The sequence below is a fragment of the Streptomyces sp. NBC_01237 genome (assembly GCF_035917275.1).
Taxonomy (GTDB): domain Bacteria; phylum Actinomycetota; class Actinomycetes; order Streptomycetales; family Streptomycetaceae; genus Streptomyces.
Genome location: NZ_CP108508.1, coordinates 6157946 through 6174266, shown reverse-complemented (window position 1 = coordinate 6174266; position 16321 = coordinate 6157946). Strand labels below are relative to the sequence as shown.

The 16321-nt window shown below is 72.0% G+C and carries 14 protein-coding genes; 7 read left to right on the top strand and 7 right to left on the bottom strand.

Translation table 11 applies throughout. The features are described from left to right. The first annotated feature begins 1 nt into the window (after nucleotide 1). Together OG251_RS27650 and OG251_RS27645 are read left to right on the top strand one after the other, a co-directional pair. The gene (locus tag OG251_RS27650) at nucleotides 2–1105 is read left to right on the top strand and encodes an amidase (RefSeq protein WP_326679660.1); all 1104 of its coding nucleotides are present in this window, start codon (nucleotides 2–4) and stop codon (nucleotides 1103–1105) included. After that, nucleotides 1078–1407, top strand: a complete 330-nt coding sequence (locus OG251_RS27645) for a DUF3291 domain-containing protein (RefSeq protein ID WP_326679659.1) — start codon at nucleotides 1078–1080, stop codon at nucleotides 1405–1407. Before OG251_RS27650 ends, OG251_RS27645 begins: the two co-directional genes overlap by 28 nt. On the opposite strand, the gene OG251_RS27640 is transcribed toward OG251_RS27645, so the two are convergent. Both OG251_RS27640 and OG251_RS27635 read right to left on the bottom strand, forming a co-directional pair. Next, entirely contained in the window at nucleotides 1408–2271 is an 864-nt protein-coding gene (locus tag OG251_RS27640; RefSeq protein ID WP_326679658.1) for a hypothetical protein, read from the bottom strand. It lies immediately after the preceding gene. Between the two features lie 223 nt (nucleotides 2272–2494). Then, nucleotides 2495–3607: a ferritin-like domain-containing protein gene (locus OG251_RS27635; RefSeq protein WP_326679657.1), complete on the bottom strand. Its 1113-nt coding sequence runs from the start codon at nucleotides 3605–3607 to the stop codon at nucleotides 2495–2497. A 214-nt stretch (nucleotides 3608–3821) separates the two neighbouring features. On the opposite strand from OG251_RS27635, the gene OG251_RS27630 reads away from it, so the two are divergent. The 5 genes from OG251_RS27630 (at nucleotide 3822) to OG251_RS27610 (ending at nucleotide 10136) form a co-directional block, all read left to right on the top strand. Continuing rightward, the gene (locus OG251_RS27630) at nucleotides 3822–4757 is read left to right on the top strand and encodes an AurF N-oxygenase family protein (protein WP_326679656.1); all 936 of its coding nucleotides are present in this window, start codon (nucleotides 3822–3824) and stop codon (nucleotides 4755–4757) included. Between the two features lie 41 nt (nucleotides 4758–4798). Beyond that, complete coding sequence (locus OG251_RS27625) at nucleotides 4799–5575, top strand: TetR/AcrR family transcriptional regulator (protein ID WP_326679655.1); 777 nt, start codon at nucleotides 4799–4801, stop codon at nucleotides 5573–5575. A gap of 4 nt (nucleotides 5576–5579) precedes the next feature. Further along, nucleotides 5580–5855, top strand: a complete 276-nt coding sequence (locus tag OG251_RS27620; protein ID WP_326679654.1) for a hypothetical protein — start codon at nucleotides 5580–5582, stop codon at nucleotides 5853–5855. Between the two features lie 80 nt (nucleotides 5856–5935). Then, the gene (locus tag OG251_RS27615; RefSeq protein ID WP_326679653.1) at nucleotides 5936–8626 is read left to right on the top strand and encodes an outer membrane protein assembly factor BamB family protein; all 2691 of its coding nucleotides are present in this window, start codon (nucleotides 5936–5938) and stop codon (nucleotides 8624–8626) included. Between the two features lie 163 nt (nucleotides 8627–8789). Next, a complete protein-coding gene (locus tag OG251_RS27610) occupies nucleotides 8790–10136 on the top strand; it encodes a C40 family peptidase (protein WP_326679652.1) in 1347 nt (448 codons plus the stop codon). Between the two features lie 70 nt (nucleotides 10137–10206). Here OG251_RS27610 and OG251_RS27605 read toward each other — a convergent pair whose 3' ends face one another. From OG251_RS27605 to OG251_RS27585, 5 genes are read right to left on the bottom strand one after another with little or no spacing between them, the layout of a single operon-like run. Next, nucleotides 10207–11442 (bottom strand): styrene monooxygenase/indole monooxygenase family protein, encoded by a 1236-nt coding sequence (locus tag OG251_RS27605; protein ID WP_326679651.1) that lies wholly within the window; start codon nucleotides 11440–11442, stop codon nucleotides 10207–10209. 41 nt (nucleotides 11443–11483) lie between these two features. Continuing rightward, nucleotides 11484–12134 carry a GTP-binding protein gene (locus OG251_RS27600; RefSeq protein ID WP_326679650.1) on the bottom strand — a complete coding sequence of 217 codons (651 nt, stop codon included), beginning with the start codon at nucleotides 12132–12134 and terminating at the stop codon, nucleotides 11484–11486. Next, nucleotides 12115–12528 (bottom strand): DUF742 domain-containing protein, encoded by a 414-nt coding sequence (locus OG251_RS27595; protein ID WP_073717843.1) that lies wholly within the window; start codon nucleotides 12526–12528, stop codon nucleotides 12115–12117. The genes OG251_RS27600 and OG251_RS27595 overlap by 20 nt, the downstream gene beginning before the upstream one ends. Continuing rightward, nucleotides 12525–13004, bottom strand: coding sequence for a roadblock/LC7 domain-containing protein (locus tag OG251_RS27590; protein ID WP_326679649.1), 480 nt, complete (start codon nucleotides 13002–13004; stop codon nucleotides 12525–12527). Before OG251_RS27590 ends, OG251_RS27595 begins: the two co-directional genes overlap by 4 nt. Continuing rightward, a complete protein-coding gene (locus tag OG251_RS27585; protein ID WP_326679648.1) occupies nucleotides 13001–16114 on the bottom strand; it encodes a sensor histidine kinase in 3114 nt (1037 codons plus the stop codon). The genes OG251_RS27590 and OG251_RS27585 overlap by 4 nt, the downstream gene beginning before the upstream one ends. Nucleotides 16115–16321: the final 207 nt, after the last annotated feature.

Sequence of the window (16321 nt, the reverse complement as noted above, 5' to 3'; positions counted from 1 at the left end):
CATGACGCAGGTATCGGCGGTGGCGCGGGCGCTGGAGCGGATCGACCGGCTGGACCCGCGGCTGTGCGCGTTCACCGAGGTGTGGCACGAGGCGGCGCTCGCCCGTGAACCGGAGGCCCGGCTGCTCCCCCTGGCCGGGCTGCCGTTCGCGGTGAAGGGGCCCGCCGGCATCCGCTCCTACGCGGCCCGCCGGCTGATCGCGGCGGGCGGTGTGCCGGTCGGTTCGACGTCCGTGCCGGGCCCCGGCACGGTCTGGCAGACCTGGGGGCAGGGCAGGCACGGCCGTACGGTCAATCCCTGGCGGGCCGACCGCACCCCGGGCGGCTCCTCCGCGGGTTCGGCGGTCGCGGTCGCGGCGGACCTGGTGGAGCTGGCGACCGGAAGCGACGGGGCGGGATCGGTCCGCATCCCGGCGGCCTGGTGCGGCGTGTTCGGGCTGAAGACGACGAACGGGCTGCTCCCCTCACCGGACCGTTCGGGGCTCGCGGCGGCCGGGGTGATCGCCCGGTCGGTGGCCGGAGCGGAGCGCTACCTGCGCCATGTACTCGACGACTGCGCACCGCCCGCCGCACCCGCGCCGCCGCTGCCGCTGCCGCTGTCCGCCGTGTACAGCCCGGACCTCGGGTACGCGGACGTGGACCCGGAGGTCGAGGCCGTGGTGCGGGGCGCGGTGGACCGGCTGGTCGCGGCCGGGGCCGTCACGCTGCTGGACGGGGACTGCGCCCTGCTCGACCCGGCGGCGGCCTGGGTCGCGATACGCGGCGGTGGGCCGGACCAGGACGGCGCCCGGTCCGTGCGGGGCGAGAACGACCGCAGGCTCGATGCCCTGTTCGCCCGTGCGCCGTTGCTGCTGACCCCGACCACACCCAACCGGCCGCACGGGCACGAGGGTCCCGGCGACACCTATTCCACGGCGCTGACCTGGGCGTTCAATCTGAGTGGCCATCCGGCGGCCACCTTGCCCGCCGGATTCACCCGGGACGGCTGCCCGGTGGGGCTCCAGCTGGTGGCCGGGCGCGGGGAGGATGCCTCGCTGCTCGGAACGGCCCGCGCGGTGGAGAACGTCCTGCCACCGGCATGGCCGTTCTCGGCGACGACCGGCTGATCATCGACTTGTCCGTGTGGCGGGACGCCGACGCACTGACCCGATTCATGTACGCGGGACGGCACCGCGAACCGCCGGCCCGCCGCCGTGAGTGGTTCGAGCACGCCCAGGAGTCGATGACCGCGCTGTGGTGGGTCCCGGAAGGCCGGCGCCCCACGGTCGCGGATGCCGGGAAGCGCCTGCCCCACCTGTGTGCACACGGTCCCACCGCACGGGTGTCCACGCTGCGGAGCCGCTTCCCGGCACCGGTCGGCGGGCGACCCGGCGGACGGTCCCCACCGCCGCGCCGCCGCGCCGCCTGATCAGCCGAGCGGCTTGCGCGTCTCCTCGCGGACCTTGGCGGCCTCCGCGGCGGACGCCTTCAGATCGATGGACTTGGCGTCCTTCAGCACGTTCTCGGGTCGGATGACCGCGACCATCGCCGCGGTGTTGCCGTCGCCCCAGGCACACATCGGGATGTTGGCGGTGCCGCCGCTGTCCTTCGACTGCACGATCTGGCACTCGATCGTGATGTCGTACCCGTCGGGGGTGAACTTCTTGGCGGGTACGACGAGGGTCGCGCCCTCGGCCTCCGCGGCCCCCTCCATGATCTTGCCGCGCATGAAGTCCGGGCTGGCGAGCCGCCCGTACATCCCGGAGAGCACGAGGGCGCCCTGCTTGTCCGAGGTGTACTGCGCCATGACCGCCTTCCCGTCCCGGACGCTCGGGTCGGGCGTGTCCTCGATCTCCTTGCCCTCGGTCTCCGACATGTCCTGGGCCAGGGTGAATTCCTCGTCCAGCACCTTCTTGGGTACGACGAGCTTGTACTCGGCCTCGGGGAACACCGCGTCGGCGCCCTTGTCGACCAGCTGCGAGACGCCGAAGGCGATCCCGCCGGCGACGACCACCGCACCGGCCACGATCCCGATGACCAGTCCGGTGCGCTTCCTGCGCGGCGGCTGCGGGCCCTGCGGCGGCCAGCCGGGCATCCCGGGCTGCCCGCCGCCGGGTATGCCCGGCTGACCCCATCCGCCCTGCTGCGGCGGCGGGGGCGGGGGCGTCTGCGGGTAGCCGTAGGGCTGTTGCTGTGGCGCGTAGGGCCCCGGGGCGGCCTGCCGGCCGTACGGATTCTGCTGAGGCTGGGGCGGCCCGTACGGGCCCTGCGGCGGCGGAGGCGGCGTGGTCATGCGCTCAAGTTACGTCACGTTTGCGAACGGAATTTCGACCAGGGCCATATCGGTATCAGGTCGAGAGAATCCCGAGGCAGGACCGGCGCCGTCGGGCCGTTCACCGGAGGAACCGAAGGAACCCCGGGACCCCGAGAAACCGAGGAACCGGCCGGGCGCCCGAGGGAGCCGGTGCGCCCGGTTCGGCCCCCGAACACCCCGGCGCGCCCGGCCCGTCGCCGGATCACCCCGCCAGAACGCCGCCCTCCGCTATCGCGTCCGCGACCTCGGCGACCCTGGCCTGCTCCTCCACGGCGAAGCGGTCCCGGTCCAACTGCTCGGCGATCTCCTCGTCCTGGGCCATCAGGAGGTCCAGGCTGGAGTCGCCGAGTTCGAGGACGCCCATGTCGACGTACGCCTTCTGGAGCCTGGGGCCCCACAGTCCGATGTCCTTGACGCACGGGACTATCCGGCTGAACAGCAGCTTGCGGAAGAGCTGGAGGTACTCCGAGTGCTCGGAGAGGTCCTTGGCCTCCTGCTTGGCGATACCGAAGTTCTCCAGGACCTCGACGCCGCTGAGCCGGTCGCGCATGAGGTAGCAGCCCTCGATGACGAACTCTTCGCGCTCGCGCAGCTCGGCGTCGCTCAGCTGCTTGTAGTAGTCGCGCAGGGCCATCCGCCCGAAGGCCACGTGCCGGGCCTCGTCCTGCATGACGTACGCGAGGATCTGCTTGGGCAGCGCCTTGGTCGTGGTGTCGCGGATCATCCCGAACGCGGCGAGGGCCAGGCCCTCTATGAGGACCTGCATGCCGAGGTAGGGCATGTCCCAGCGGGAGTCGCGCAGCGTGTCGCCGAGCAGCCCCTGGAGGTTGTCGTTGACCGGGTAGAGCATCCCGATCTTCTCGTGCAGGAAGCGGCCGTATATCTCCGCGTGCCGCGCCTCGTCCATCGTCTGGGTCGCCGAGTAGAACTTGGCGTCCAGGTCGGGGACGGACTCGACGATCCGGGCCGCGCAGATCATGGCGCCCTGCTCACCGTGCAGGAACTGGCTGAACTGCCAGGACGTGTAGTGCTTGCGCAGCTCGCCGCGGTCCTTGTCGGTCATCTTCGCCCAGTGCGGGGTGCCGTACAGCGTGAGGGCCTCGTCCGGGGTGCCCAACGGGTCGGCCGGGTCGACCTCGATGGACCAGTCGATGCGCTTGTTGCCGTCCCACTGCTTGTCCTTGCCCTTCTGGTAGAGGGCGAGAAGGCGTTGGCGTCCGTCGTCGTAGTCCCAGCTGAACCGGGCGGCCCCGGAGGCGGGCACCTGCCACAGTGGTTCCTCGGGGGCGGTGGTGTAGAGGTCGTGTGTCGACACGGACGGCTCCTTCGCCTCGCATGACTCGGTAAGTTCCTTGGCACCCACGCGCGTTGATCGTTCTCTGAGCACTTCCAGCGACTGCTTCCCTGGCAGGTTCACACGCTGGTAGACGCTGGGTCAACAAGTCGTGCGCAAGGGATTGACGGCCTTGCTGACAGGCAGTCTCATAAGGGGTGACCGCCGGTAACCCACGTGTGAGGTGCCCCCAGCCATGACGACAGTGACCGATCGCGATGTGCAGGCGCTCCGCGACGCACTCGGCCCGCTCCGCGACCGCGAGCAGGTGGCCGCGCGACTGCTCGAATCCTCGGCCAAGCACTCCTTCGACCCCGAGACCGAACTCGACTGGGACTCCGCCGTCGAGGAGGGCAAGTGGTTCTGGCCGCCGGAGCTCGTCTCCCTCTACGACACCCCGCTGTGGGACCGGATGTCCGAGGAGCAGCGGATGGACCTGGCCCGGCACGAGTCGGCCGCGCTCGCCTCGCTCGGGATCTGGTTCGAGATCATCCTCATCCAGCTGCTGGTCCGGCACGTCTACGACAAGCCGGTGACCAGCAACCACGTCCGGTACGCGCTCACCGAGATCGCCGACGAGTGCCGGCACTCCATCATGTTCGGCCGCATGATCGACTGGGGCGGCGCCCCCACCTACCCGGTCCCACGGGTCTACCACAACCTGGCGCGGGTCCTGAAGACCGTGTCCACCACTCCCGGTTCGTTCGCCGCGACCCTGCTCGGCGAGGAGATCCTCGACTGGATGCAGCGGCTGACCTTCCCGGACGAGCGGGTCCAGACCCTGGTGCGCGGAGTGACCCGCATCCATGTCGTCGAGGAGGCCCGGCACGTCCGGTACGCCCGCGAGGAGCTGCGCCGCCAGATGGTGACCGCGCCGCGCTGGGAGCGGGAGCTCACCCGGGTCAGCTGCGGGGAGGCCGCGCGTGTCTTCTCCGTCTGCTTCGTGAATCCGCAGGTGTACGACAACGTCGGCCTGGACCGCCGTGAGGCGGTCGCCCAGGTGCGGGCGAGCGGCCACCGGAAGGAGGTCATGCAGTCGGGCGCGAAGCGGCTGACGGACTTCTTCGACGACATCGGCATACTGAACGGGGTCGGCCGCCGGTTGTGGAAGCGCTCCGGCCTGCTGGCTTGAGCCCGCTCCCCGGCGCGGGGCGGCCCGTTAGGCTTCGGGCCATGACCTCCACCGCCGCAGCCCCGCCGCCGCCCCGTGCGTACCGCAGGCTCAGCGTCGAGGAGCGTCGCACCCAGCTCCTCGGCGCGGCGCTCAGCCTCTTCGCGCACCGGGCTCCCGACGAGGTCTCGCTCGACGAGGTGGCGGTGGTCGCCGGTGTCTCCCGGCCCCTCGTCTACCGCTACTTCCCCGGCGGACGGCAGCAGTTGTACGAGGCGGCGCTGCGCTCCGCCGCGGACGAGCTGAAACTCTGCTTCACCGAGCCCGCGGTGGGTCCCCCCACCGAACGGGTCGGCCGGGTCCTGGACCGCTACCTCGGCTTCGTCGACGAGCACGACGCCGGCTTCAGCGCCCTGCTCCAGGGCGGCAGCGTCGCCGAGACCTCCCGTACGACGGCGATCGTCGACGGCGTACGCCGGGCGGCTGCCGAACAGATACTGCTGCACCTCGGCCGGGGCACGGGCCCCGGCCCGCGTCCCGCCGGGCGGCGGCTGCACATGATGGTGCGCACCTGGATCGCCGCCGTCGAGGCCGCGTCCCTGATCTGGCTCGACGAGGAGAAGCAGCCCCCGGCTCCCGAGCTGCGCGGCTGGCTGGTCGACCATCTGATCGCCCTGCTCGCGGCGACCGCGGCGACGGACCCGGAGACCCGGTCCGCGGTGGCGGACCTGCTGGCCCTGGAGACCGCCGGAGGACCGGCCGGACGGCTGGCGGCGCTGGTTCTCCCGGTCGTCGGCGAGGCGGCGCACCTGCTGCCCGACCCCGCTGCGTCAGACTGACCCGGTGAAAAGCGAGAACACCCCCTTCACCGGCGGCCCCCTGGACGGCAGGGTGCTGCCCATCCTCCTCGGCCCGACCGGCCACCCGCCCAAGTGGTACGAGGTCCCGGTGCCGGACGCCGACGGCGGGCCGGCCACCGTGTACGCGTACCGGCGGGTTCCGGCCGGGTACTCGAAGCGGCTCGGGATCCAGCGCGGCTGGGTGTACGAGTACGCCCCCGGCGGACGCGAGCCGCGCACCCTCAAGTGGCCCTGGACGAAGCCCGGGAGCGGCAGCTGAGCCTGTGGGGCGGAGCGGCGCGGGGCAGGCCCTAAGATCGACGGTCAGGTGCCGAGGGACGGTCACGAGGGGGGTGCGCCATGGAGGCGCTGCGTCAGGACGATCCACGCCATTTCGGCCGGTACACCGTGCTGGCCCGCTTCCGTGAGGGCGCCGCGGCCGTGCAGTACCTGGCGCGGGAGACCGGCGCGGACGAACGCGCCGTGATCACCGCGGCGCGGCCCGCCCTCGCCGAGGTACCGGCCTTCCGCCGCCGCTTCCAGTCGGAGGCCCGCACCGCCGAACGCCTGGCGGGCGGCTGGGTGACGCCGCCGCTCGACGTCCGGGGCACCCGTGACGACGACGCCGGCGGTGCGGCGGAGGAGCCCGACAGCCTCTGGACGGCCACCGGCTACGTCCCCGCGCTGACCCTGTCCGAGGCGATCGGCCTCGCCGGACCGCTGCCCGAGCGCGCGGTGCGGATACTGGGCGCGGGCATCGCCGAGATCCTCTCCCGGGTGCACGCGGGCGGTGCCGTGCTCCAGGGGCTCGCCCCCGGGACGGTGCTGCTGGCCGAGGACGGACCCCGGCTCACCGCCTTCGGCCCGCTGGGCGCGGCGGCCTCCGCCGAGGCGAGGGGCGGGCAGCTCTCGGTACGGCTGGGGTACCTGACGCCCGAGCAGGCCGAGGGCAGGGAAGCGGGCGCGCCCTCCGACCTCTTCGTGCTCGGGCTGCTGCTGGCGTACGCGGCCACCGGTACGACGCCGTTCACGGACGGCCCGCCCGAGGAGGCCGCCGACCGGATCGCGCACGCGGAGCCCGAACTGGGGGCCGTACCCGAAGGGTTGCGGGAACTGATCGCCGGGTGCCTCGCGAAGGATCCGGATCAGCGGCCGAGCGCCGGTTCGGTCGCCGCGGAACTGGCGCTGGAGGGAGCGGCGGGCCTCGCCAGGGGCGGCTGGCTCCCGGAACGGCTGTCGGCGGCGGTGGCGGACCAGGAGGCGCGGGTACGGGCGCTGGAGACGCCGGTCGAGGAGGCGGACGGGGCGGACGGGCCCGAGGACGCGCCGGTCGTGACAGCGGACGGGCCCGAGGACGCCGTCGTCGTCGCACGCGGTGCCGACGTGGTGGCCGTGCCCGCGGCCCCGTCCGGAGTCGTGGCCGGAGCCCCGTCCGGAGCCGTGGCCGGGCAGGAGGACCGGGGAACCACCCGCTTCCTCGGAACCGTGTCCGGCGCCCCGAGGACCGACCACCCGACGACCCAACTCGCCGTCCCCCGCGAGCTGACCGCCGCCGCCCCGGCCGCCGCACAGACCCCTCCGGCCCTTCCGGCCCCCTCCCCCGCGGCGCCCTACCAGCACCACCGGGGCGGCCCCGCCCCGTACGCCGCCGCCGCTCTGCCGGGGGCCGCCGCACCGGCGGCCACCCCGATGGTGTCGCTCCCCCTGCCGCCCCCGGCTCCGGCCCCCGATCCCACCGCGAGCCGCCGGGCCCTGCTGATCACGGCGGGCGCCGCGGCCGCCGGGCTGATCGTCGGCGGTGGCGCCGTCGCCGTACTGGGGTCGGACGACAGCCCGTCCACCGGCGACGACAAGCCCGCCCCGGACCGCCCCCGTACCCTTCCGGGCCAGGCTCCGGAGCCTCGGTGGACCTACGCGCACCCGGCCTCCGAGTCGACGCCGCTCACCACCGCCCTGTGGCAGGACAAGCTGCTGGTGCTGACCAGCGAGAGCCAGGCGACCGGCGTCGACCTGCGCACCGGTAAGCGCCTCTGGCAGCGCGCGGACGCCGCGAAGGGGCAGGCGGCCCTGGCGGCGGGCGAGAACCTCTGCTTCGTGGCGAGCCCGACCGAGTTCCTGTGGCTGTCGCCCGAGGACGGCGCGGTCGAGCACCGGGTGCGGTACGTGGACCAGTTCACCGGCCTGCCGGCTCTGACGGTGGGCCGGATCACCGGGCAGTCCGGGTCCGTCATCTGGTTCACCGGCTCGCACACGGTCACGGTGAAGGCCCCGAAGCCGAAGAAGGGCAAGAAGCCGGGCAAGGACAAGCAGGTCGTCCAGGCGTACTTCTTCGCGTACGACATCGTGCGGCGCAAGGAGCTGTGGCGCACGGCCGTACCCGCGGGCCGGGCCCCGGGAACGCCCTCCTACCAGCTGGTCGCGGAGCGCTCCGCCGACCTTCTCGTACGCCAGGACGCGGCGACCCTCACACCCGCCGACGTCAGGACCGCCAAGGGGAAGGGCACCATCCGCTCCTTCGACCAGAAGACCGGCAAGCTGCTGTGGGCGAAGCAGTACGGTGCCGTCGCCCCGGGCGCGGGTGTGCTGGGCGACGAGGACGGCCGGCTCTACGGCGCGGTGGGCACGAACCTTCAGGCTTTCGAGGCGGACACCGCCAAGCCGGTGTGGGTGCTGAACGGTGGTACGGGTTCCGTGTACGGCACGCCCGTGGTCGCCGGGCCCCTGCTGCACACCACCAACCGCAGCCAGGAGGTCGGCGCGGTCCAGCGGGAGACCGGCCGGCTCGTGTGGCGGCGTTCGACGGAGGTCCCGCTCGGCGGCAACGCCCCCGCCATCACTCTCAGCGCCAGCGAGAAGACCCTGATCGCCGCCGACGCCTCCCAGGTCACCGTGTTCTCGGCGGCCGACGGGCGGCGGCTGTGGAAGTTCCAGGACATCGGGGCGCAGGACCCCAAGGGGGCCACGGTCACCGCCCCGTACCGGACCCTGACCGCCAAGAAGACCGTCGTGGTCCAGCGGGACCGGACGTTCTACTCCTTCCCCGTGGAGTGACGCCCCGCCGGCGGATCCCCCGGCACCGCCTTTCGGGGGATCCGCCGGCCGCCACGCCGCGCGGTGCTTGCCTCACCCGACATCGAGTGAGCGGATTAATCAGATTCGCTTACTTATACGGGGCTCCTTCACGGCGCTCCGCCCCCGTCCCGGAGGTGATGTCGTGTCAGGCGGAATCCTGCGCGCGGTCTGCACGGCGGCACTGGCCGCACTCGTCGCGACCTCCCCCGCCACCGCCTCGCCCGCCTCCTCCGTCGATCCGGGCCCCTCTCCGTCCGGGGAGTCCACACCGTCGGCGGAAAAACCCGGGGAGGAAGCCGGAGCCGGGGACACGGACGCGGACGCGGATGCAGAAGCGGACGTGGACGTAGACGTAGACGCAGAAGCGGACCTGGACCTGGACCTGGATTCCGACGCGGAGGTCGGCCTCGGCCAGGACACGGACGCCCCCGAGTCGGGCAACGGACCCGGAACCTCCAGGAGCATCGGCGAGCTGCTCACGGAGCTACGGACGCTCTATCAGCAGGCCGAAGAGGCCACCGAGACCTACAACGGCACCGCGGAGGAGTTGAAGAAGCGCACCGCGGCGACCAGGAAACTGACGTCCGATCTCGCGAAGGCCCGGCTCGCCCTCGACGGCAGCCGGGATGACGCGGGGCGGCTGGCCCGTGAGCAGTACCAGGGCCGGTCCGAGTACTCCGCGTATCTGCATCTGCTGCTGGCCCGCGACCCCGTACACGCCCTGGACCAGAGCCATGTCATCGAGCGGGCCGCCGCCGGACGGGCGGCGACCGTGAGCAGGCTCACCGGTGCCGAGAGGCGCGCCGCCGCGCTCGCGACCGCCTCCCGCAAGGCGCTGGCCGAGCAGCGGACGCTGACCGCGAAGCAGAAGAAGCAGCGCGACACCGTCCGGTCGAAGCTGAACAAGGTCGAGGCACTGCTGGCCACGCTCTCCGCCGAACAGCTCGCCGGGCTGGCGACGCTGGAGGGGCGGAACACGGCGAAGGCCCAGCGCGAGCTGGTCGCCTCGGGGGCACTCAGCTCGACCCGGCCGCCGACCGAACAGGGCGGTGACGCCGTCGCGTTCGCGGTCGAACAGATCGGCAAACCGTATCTGTGGGGAGCGGAGGGCCCGGACTCCTTCGACTGCTCCGGGCTCACCTCGCGGGCCTGGTCGAAGGCGGGGCGCACCATTCCGCGGACGTCTCAGGAGCAGTGGCGGCAGCTGCCGAAGGTGCCCATGGAGTCCCTGCGCCCCGGCGACCTGGTGGTCTACTTCCCGAAGGCGACCCATGTCGCGCTGTACATCGGCAACGGCAGGGTGGTGCAGGCGCCGCGCCCCGGGACCTCGGTGAAGGTGTCGCCGGTCGCGTCGAACCCGCTGCTGGGCGCGGTCCGCCCCGATCCGCAGGGCACGCCGCTGAGCACGTACACACCGCCGGAGCTGCCCGAGGGAGCGTCGGAGGGCTCGGACGAGGGGTACAGCCCGGACACGGCCCAGGAGGAGTAGACCGGCGCATGCGGCGGCCGGGCCGGCGGGTCGACACATCGGCCCCGGCCCGGCCGCCGGATGTACGGGGTCAGGCCCCGGAGACCTCGGCGAGGTACGCGTTCGTCTTCTCCGGCTCGAAGAAGAAGTTGTCGAAGTCCGCCGGGTCGTTGAACCCGTTGGCGAAGCGGTCGGCGACCGGCTGGAGCTGACCGGCGGCGCCGATCAGGTTCAGGACGTGCTCCGGCGGTACGCCGAGCATCGCGTTGGTCCACTTCGTGACGTGCTGCGCGGTGTCCCAGTAACGGTCGAACGTGGACTGCATCCACTCCGCGTCGAACTCGCGGTCGCCGTGCCCGATGATCGAGTCCAGATACGCGTTCGCGCACTTGGAAGCCGAGTTGGAGCCCTGCCCGGTGATCGGGTCGTTGGCGACGACCACATCGGCCACGCCGAGGACCAGGCCGCCGCCGGGCAGCCGGCCGATCGGCTTGCGGACGGTCGGGGCGTAACGGCCCGCCAGGGTGCCGTTGGCGTCGGTCAGCTCGACCTTGGTGGCGCGCGCGTACTCCCACGGGGTGAACTTCTCCATGAGCTCCAGCGTCTTGGCGAGGTGCTCGGACGGGTCCTTGATGCCCTGGAAGACGTCCAGCGGACCGCCCGGGATGCCCTCCCAGAACAGGATGTCCGCACGGCCGGAGGTGGTCAGGGTCGGCATCACGAACAGTTCGCCGACGCCCGGCACCAGGTTGCAGCGGACCGCGTCGAAGTCGGGGTGCTCGGGGCGCACGCCCATGCCGTGCACATACGCGACCGCCAGCGCACGCTGCGGGGCGTCGAACGGCGAACGGGACGCGTCCCGGCCGAACATGGAGACCAGCTCGCCCTTGCCGGCCGAGACCATCACCAGGTCGTAGGTGCGGGAGAAGTAGTCCAGGTCGGAGACGGCCGCACCGTGGATCACGAGCTGACCGCCGCGCTGGGCGAAGGTCTCCATCCAGCCGGCCATCTTCACGCGCTGGTCGACGGACTGGGCGAACCCGTCCAGCTTGCCGACCCAGTCGACGGCCCGCGAGGAGTCGGGGGCGGCGACCGAGACGCCCAGGCCCTGGATCTTCGGCGCCTGCGACTCCCAGAAGTTGAGCTGGTAGTCGCGCTCGTGCTGGAGGGCGGTGTGGAACATGCACTGGGTCGACATGACCCGGCCGGACCGGATCTCGTCGGCCGTGCGGTTGGACATCAGGGTGACTTCGTACCCTCTCGACTGAAGGCCGAGGGCGAGCTGGAGACCGGACTGACCGGCTCCGACTATGAGTATCTTCCGCATCGCGGTTTCTCCGTTACGTGTTTCCGGCTGACGCCGTGGCTCTACGCCGGGGTGGCGTCGAGAGCGTGGCCGACCAGGGCCAGCAGCGACTCGACGACCGTGATCCTGCTGCGCGCGTCCATGATCACAACAGGTACGTGCGGGGGTACGGTCAGGGCCTCCCTGACGTCCTCCGCCTCGTAACCGGGCGTGCCCTCGAAGTGGTTGACCGCCACGATGTACGGCAGTCCGCAGCTCTCGAAGTAGTCGAGAGCGGGGAAGCAGTCGGCGAGCCGCCGCGTGTCGGCGAGCACGACCGCGCCGATCGCGCCGCGCACCAGGTCGTCCCACATGAACCAGAAGCGCTGCTGGCCGGGAGTGCCGAAGACGTACAGGACGAGGTCGTCGTCGAGCGTGAGCCGGCCGAAGTCCATCGCGACGGTCGTGGTGGTCTTCTCGGGCGTCGCGGAGAGATCGTCGGTCTCCTCGCTGGCCTGGGTCATCAGCGCTTCGGTCTTCAGCGGTGTGATCTCGGAGACCGAGCCGACGAACGTCGTCTTGCCCACCCCGAATCCGCCCGCGACCACGATCTTGGTGGCGATGGGGGCACGGGTGTGGTCGAGCTGCCAGCTCTGGATCGATTCGTCGGCCTGGTCCCTGGGCCCCGGCTGACGCGGGGCGAAGAGCGGCGACTCAGAGACGACGGAGTCCATTGAGCACCCTTTCGAGCAGTGCGCGGTCGGGCTGGCCGGCGCCGTGGCCGGTTCCGTACACGCGGATCTTTCCTTGGTCGGCCAAGTCGCTGAGCAGCACCCGGACCACGCCGAGGGGCATCTTCAGCAGGGCCGAGATCTCCGCGACCGTACGCATCCGGCGGCAGAGTTCCACGATGGCCTGGAGCTCCGGCATCACACGCGAGGCGAGGTTGCCGTTGGTGAGCTCACGGCGCTCCTCGGGTGCCTCCAGCGCGGCGACGAACGTCTCGACGAGCAGGACGTGGCCGAAGCGGGTGCGGCCCCCGGTGAGGGAGTACGGGCGGACCCGTGCGGGCTTCTTGTCGGACCCGCGGACGGGGAGCCTGCGGGCGGGTTCAGCAGCGGACGTCACTGGGTGCTCTCCATCGATTTGCGCAGCTCACTGCGGAGTTCGGGGGTGAGGACGTGTCCGGCACGGCCGACGAAGAGGGCCATGTGGTACGCGATGACGCTCATGTCGCAGTCGGGGGTGGCGTGCACACCGAGCAGGGAACCGTCGCTGATCGACATGACGAAGACGCTGCCCTCGTCCATGGCGACCATCGTCTGCTTGACGCCTCCGCCGTCCATCAGCTTCGCGGCTCCCACGGTGAGGGAGCCGATACCGGAGACGATGGTGGCGAGATCGGCGCTGGATCCCCTGGGCCCGTCCTGGCGGCCTTCCGTGGGGGCGGTCAGATGGCCGGGATCGGAGGAGAGCAGCATGAGTCCGTCGGACGAGACGACGGTGACCGAGTGGACCCCTGGCACCTCCTCCACCAGATTGCTCAGCAACCAGTGAAGGTTCCGGGCTTCGGTACTCAGCCCGAATGTGCTGGGCGCAGTCAACTGCGTGCCTCCTCGACTGTGTCCCCCGTCTCATCGGTCCGGTCATCCGTGCGGCCGGTCAGCTCAGTGTGCTCGGTCGGTGAACTGCGCTCGGTGTGTGCGGTGTGCGCGCCCTGGTCGGTGACGGCCACCTGGCCGGTGCTCTCGGCGATCTCCACCTCGACATCGCGCCGGCCGTCCTTCGCGCCTTGGTGGAAGCCGCCGAGCCGACGGCGCAGGGCCTCCTTGTCGAGGCTGCCCTTGCGCTCGGTGGCGGGTGCCGCGGCGGGCTGGACGACCTTGGGGGTGCGCTTGGGCAGCCCCTTGTCGGTGATCCGCCCGGCCGACGGCTGCCGGGGCCCGGGGAAGGTGTCCGCCGCCGGTGCGGGTACGGGTGCGGCGGGCGGCTCCGGTGCCACCGGGGCGGCGTACGGCTCCCGGGCGGCCGGGACGGGCCGCGTGGGGCCGGAGTCGGCGGGACGTTCGTGCCGGTCGGGGCCGATCGCGTACGGGTCCGAGGTCTCCTCCGGCACCACCGGGAGCCGCACCTGGAGGGTGATCTCGGACTCGGACGGCGTATGCGCGGAGTCGGACGGCGTGTGCGCGGACTCGGACGGCGTCTGCTCCGGCCCGTCCGGCGTCTGCTCGGCGGACGGCGTCCGCTCCGGCCCGTCCGGCGTCCGCTCGGGGCCGGTCGGCGCCTGCTCGGGCGCGGGGGCCTGGGCCTGGGCTTCTGCGGCCGGCTGGACCCCGGCGTCCCGGATCGTCCGCTCGGCGGCGGCGATCAGCGGGTCGACGGAATCGCCGGATTCGACCGGCTCCATGGGTCCGGCCGGTTCAGCAGGTCCGGCCGGTTCGACCGGTTCGGCGGCTTCGGCAGGTTCGGCGGTTTCGACGGGGGCCGCGAGCGAACGGCTGGGCAGTGCGTTGGAGTTGGCCTCGGCAACGGAGCCCGGCAGGTTCAGCGACGGCGCGTCCCCGGTCTTCGGCACCGGCGGCGGCGAGGCGGCGGAAGGCGCCCTCGGCAGCAGGGACTGGGGCAGGACGACGACAGCCGTCACTCCACTCCCCTTCTGCTCGCGCAGCTGGACCCGTACCCCGTGGCGCGCGGCCAGCAGCGAGGTCACCTGAAGCCCGAGCCCGGCGCCGTCGGCATTCTGCTCCCCCGCCTCGAACGAGGTCGGGTCGGCCAGCCTGGCATTGAGTTCGCCCATCCGGACCGACGACATGCCGATGCCCTCGTCCTGCACGGAGAGCATCACCTCACCGGTCTCCAGCAGCCAGCCGGAGAGCTCGACATGGGAATCCGGCGGCGAGAAGGCGGTCGCGTTCTCCAGGAGTTCGGCGACCAGGTGGCTGAGGTCGTCCGCGGCGAAGCCCGCGATCTGGGCGTGCGGCGGCAGGGACTGGATGGTGACCCGTTCGTACCGCTCGATCTCGCTGACGGCCGCGCGCAGGACGTCGACCAGCGGGATCGGGCTCGGGTGGCTGTGGCCGTGCTCGGCGCCCGCGAGGACCAGCATGTTCTCGCTGTGCCGGCGCATGACGGTCGCCATGTGGTCCAGCTTGAAGAGCGTGCCCAGGCGTTCCGGGTCCTGCTCGCGCTCCTCCAGGCCCTCGATGACGCCCAGCTGACGCTCGACCAGACCGAGGGTGCGCAGCGAGAGGTTGACGAAGGTGTGGTGGACCGTGTTCTTCAGCCGCTCCAGCTGCGCGGCGAGATCCGCCGCGTGTACCTGGAGTTCGGCCCGCTGGAGGGTGAGGGCCTCGCGGCCCGCGATCAGTTCGCCCCGCTCGCTCTGGAGGTTCTCGAAGCGTCCGGTGAACTCGTGGTGCAGCCCGTGCAGCTTGCCGTGCAGCGTGTTCATCGACCGGACGACCTGGGCGAACTCGTCGTTGCGGCCGGTGTAGCGGACCGGTTCGGCGCTCTCCGGTTCGCTCGCGAGGCGGGCGGCGCCGATCCTGAGGACGGCGAGCGGCTGGGTCAGCGTGCGGGCGACCGCGGTGGAGACGCCGACGGCGATCAGGAAGCAGCCGCCGAGCAGCGCGATGCTCAGTTCGAGCGCGGTGACGTCGTCGTCGCGCAGCCCCTCCAGCCGCTGGACCTGGGCGGTGCCGAGGGCCGACTCGACGCTGCGCATCCGGTCGATCCGGGCGGAGAGCGCCGTCCCGACCTTCTCCGCGTTCGCCTCGCGGTCCGACGCGGAGAGCTCGGGCCGGTCGGTGAGCCTGGAGAGGTACTTCTCCGCGCTGTTGACCTCGGCCCCGGTGACGACGGTGGCCAGCTTGTCCCGGGCGACGGGGCTCGCCGCCTGGTCGAAGTCGGCGAGCGAGGCCAGTTCGCGCACCCGGGCCTGCTGGGCGGCGGCGCTCAGCTCGTCCCGGTCTCGGTCGCCCTCGGAGTCGCCCTCGTCCTGGGTCTGCAGCGGCAGCCCGGTGAACGGGTCGGTCTGCGTCTCCGTGGCCTTCTTGCCGGGGACGGCGAGGGCGGCGAGGAGAAGCCCGCGGGTGGCGGACGCCTGCTCGACGGCGCCCCCCAGCGCCAGCGGGGCGCGGGTGGCCTCGGCGGCGCGCGGCGGGGTCTTCTCGGCGAGCTCGTCGGCGAGGTCGTGGAGTTTGGAGATGACCTCGGAGTACGCCTGGTGGGCGTCCAGGGCCGATCCCTTGCCGGTGAGGGCGTCACGGCGCAGGGAGGGAACGGTGGAGAGGTCGCGGCGCAGCGTGGCGGGTGCGGCGGCGCGGATCTCGTCGATCTGCTGGTCGACCCGGGTGCTGCGGCTCTTGGCGTCGGCGTTCTTGCCGTCCTTGCCGTCGCCCTTTCCGCCCGCGTCCCGGCCGGCGGCGATGTACGCGGTGACCGTGTCCCGCTCGTCGGCGAGGGAGTGCGCGAGGGTGATCGCCTGCTGGTTCAGCTCGGCGAGGGTGACCAGACTCTGGGACTCGTTCAGTTCTGAGGAGGCGTCAAGAGCGGCGGGCGCACCTGCCGCGATGACGGTGATCCCGACGACTGCCACTCCCGCGACCAGCCGACTGCGTACCCGCACGGTCCGCTTGTCGGCGCCCGCCGCCGGAGGCATCGCCCCGGAACCGTCGCGCGTGCTGCCCTTGCTCCGCGGCCGCTTCTTCTGCACCGGTGCTCGCAATCTTGACTCGTCCACCCTTGAAGCGGAGGTGACGCTCGGTCACGTAAAAAGGCGCCCCCGCTCCTGGTACGGCTTCCGACCATTCCAGCGCTTTTGAGAGGGGGGCGCGCATCAACCGCTCCGCCACTCGAACGAGTGAACATCACTCCTGAGTTGGCGAACAAGTCTGCCCGCGCGCCCTGTCGGCCACACATG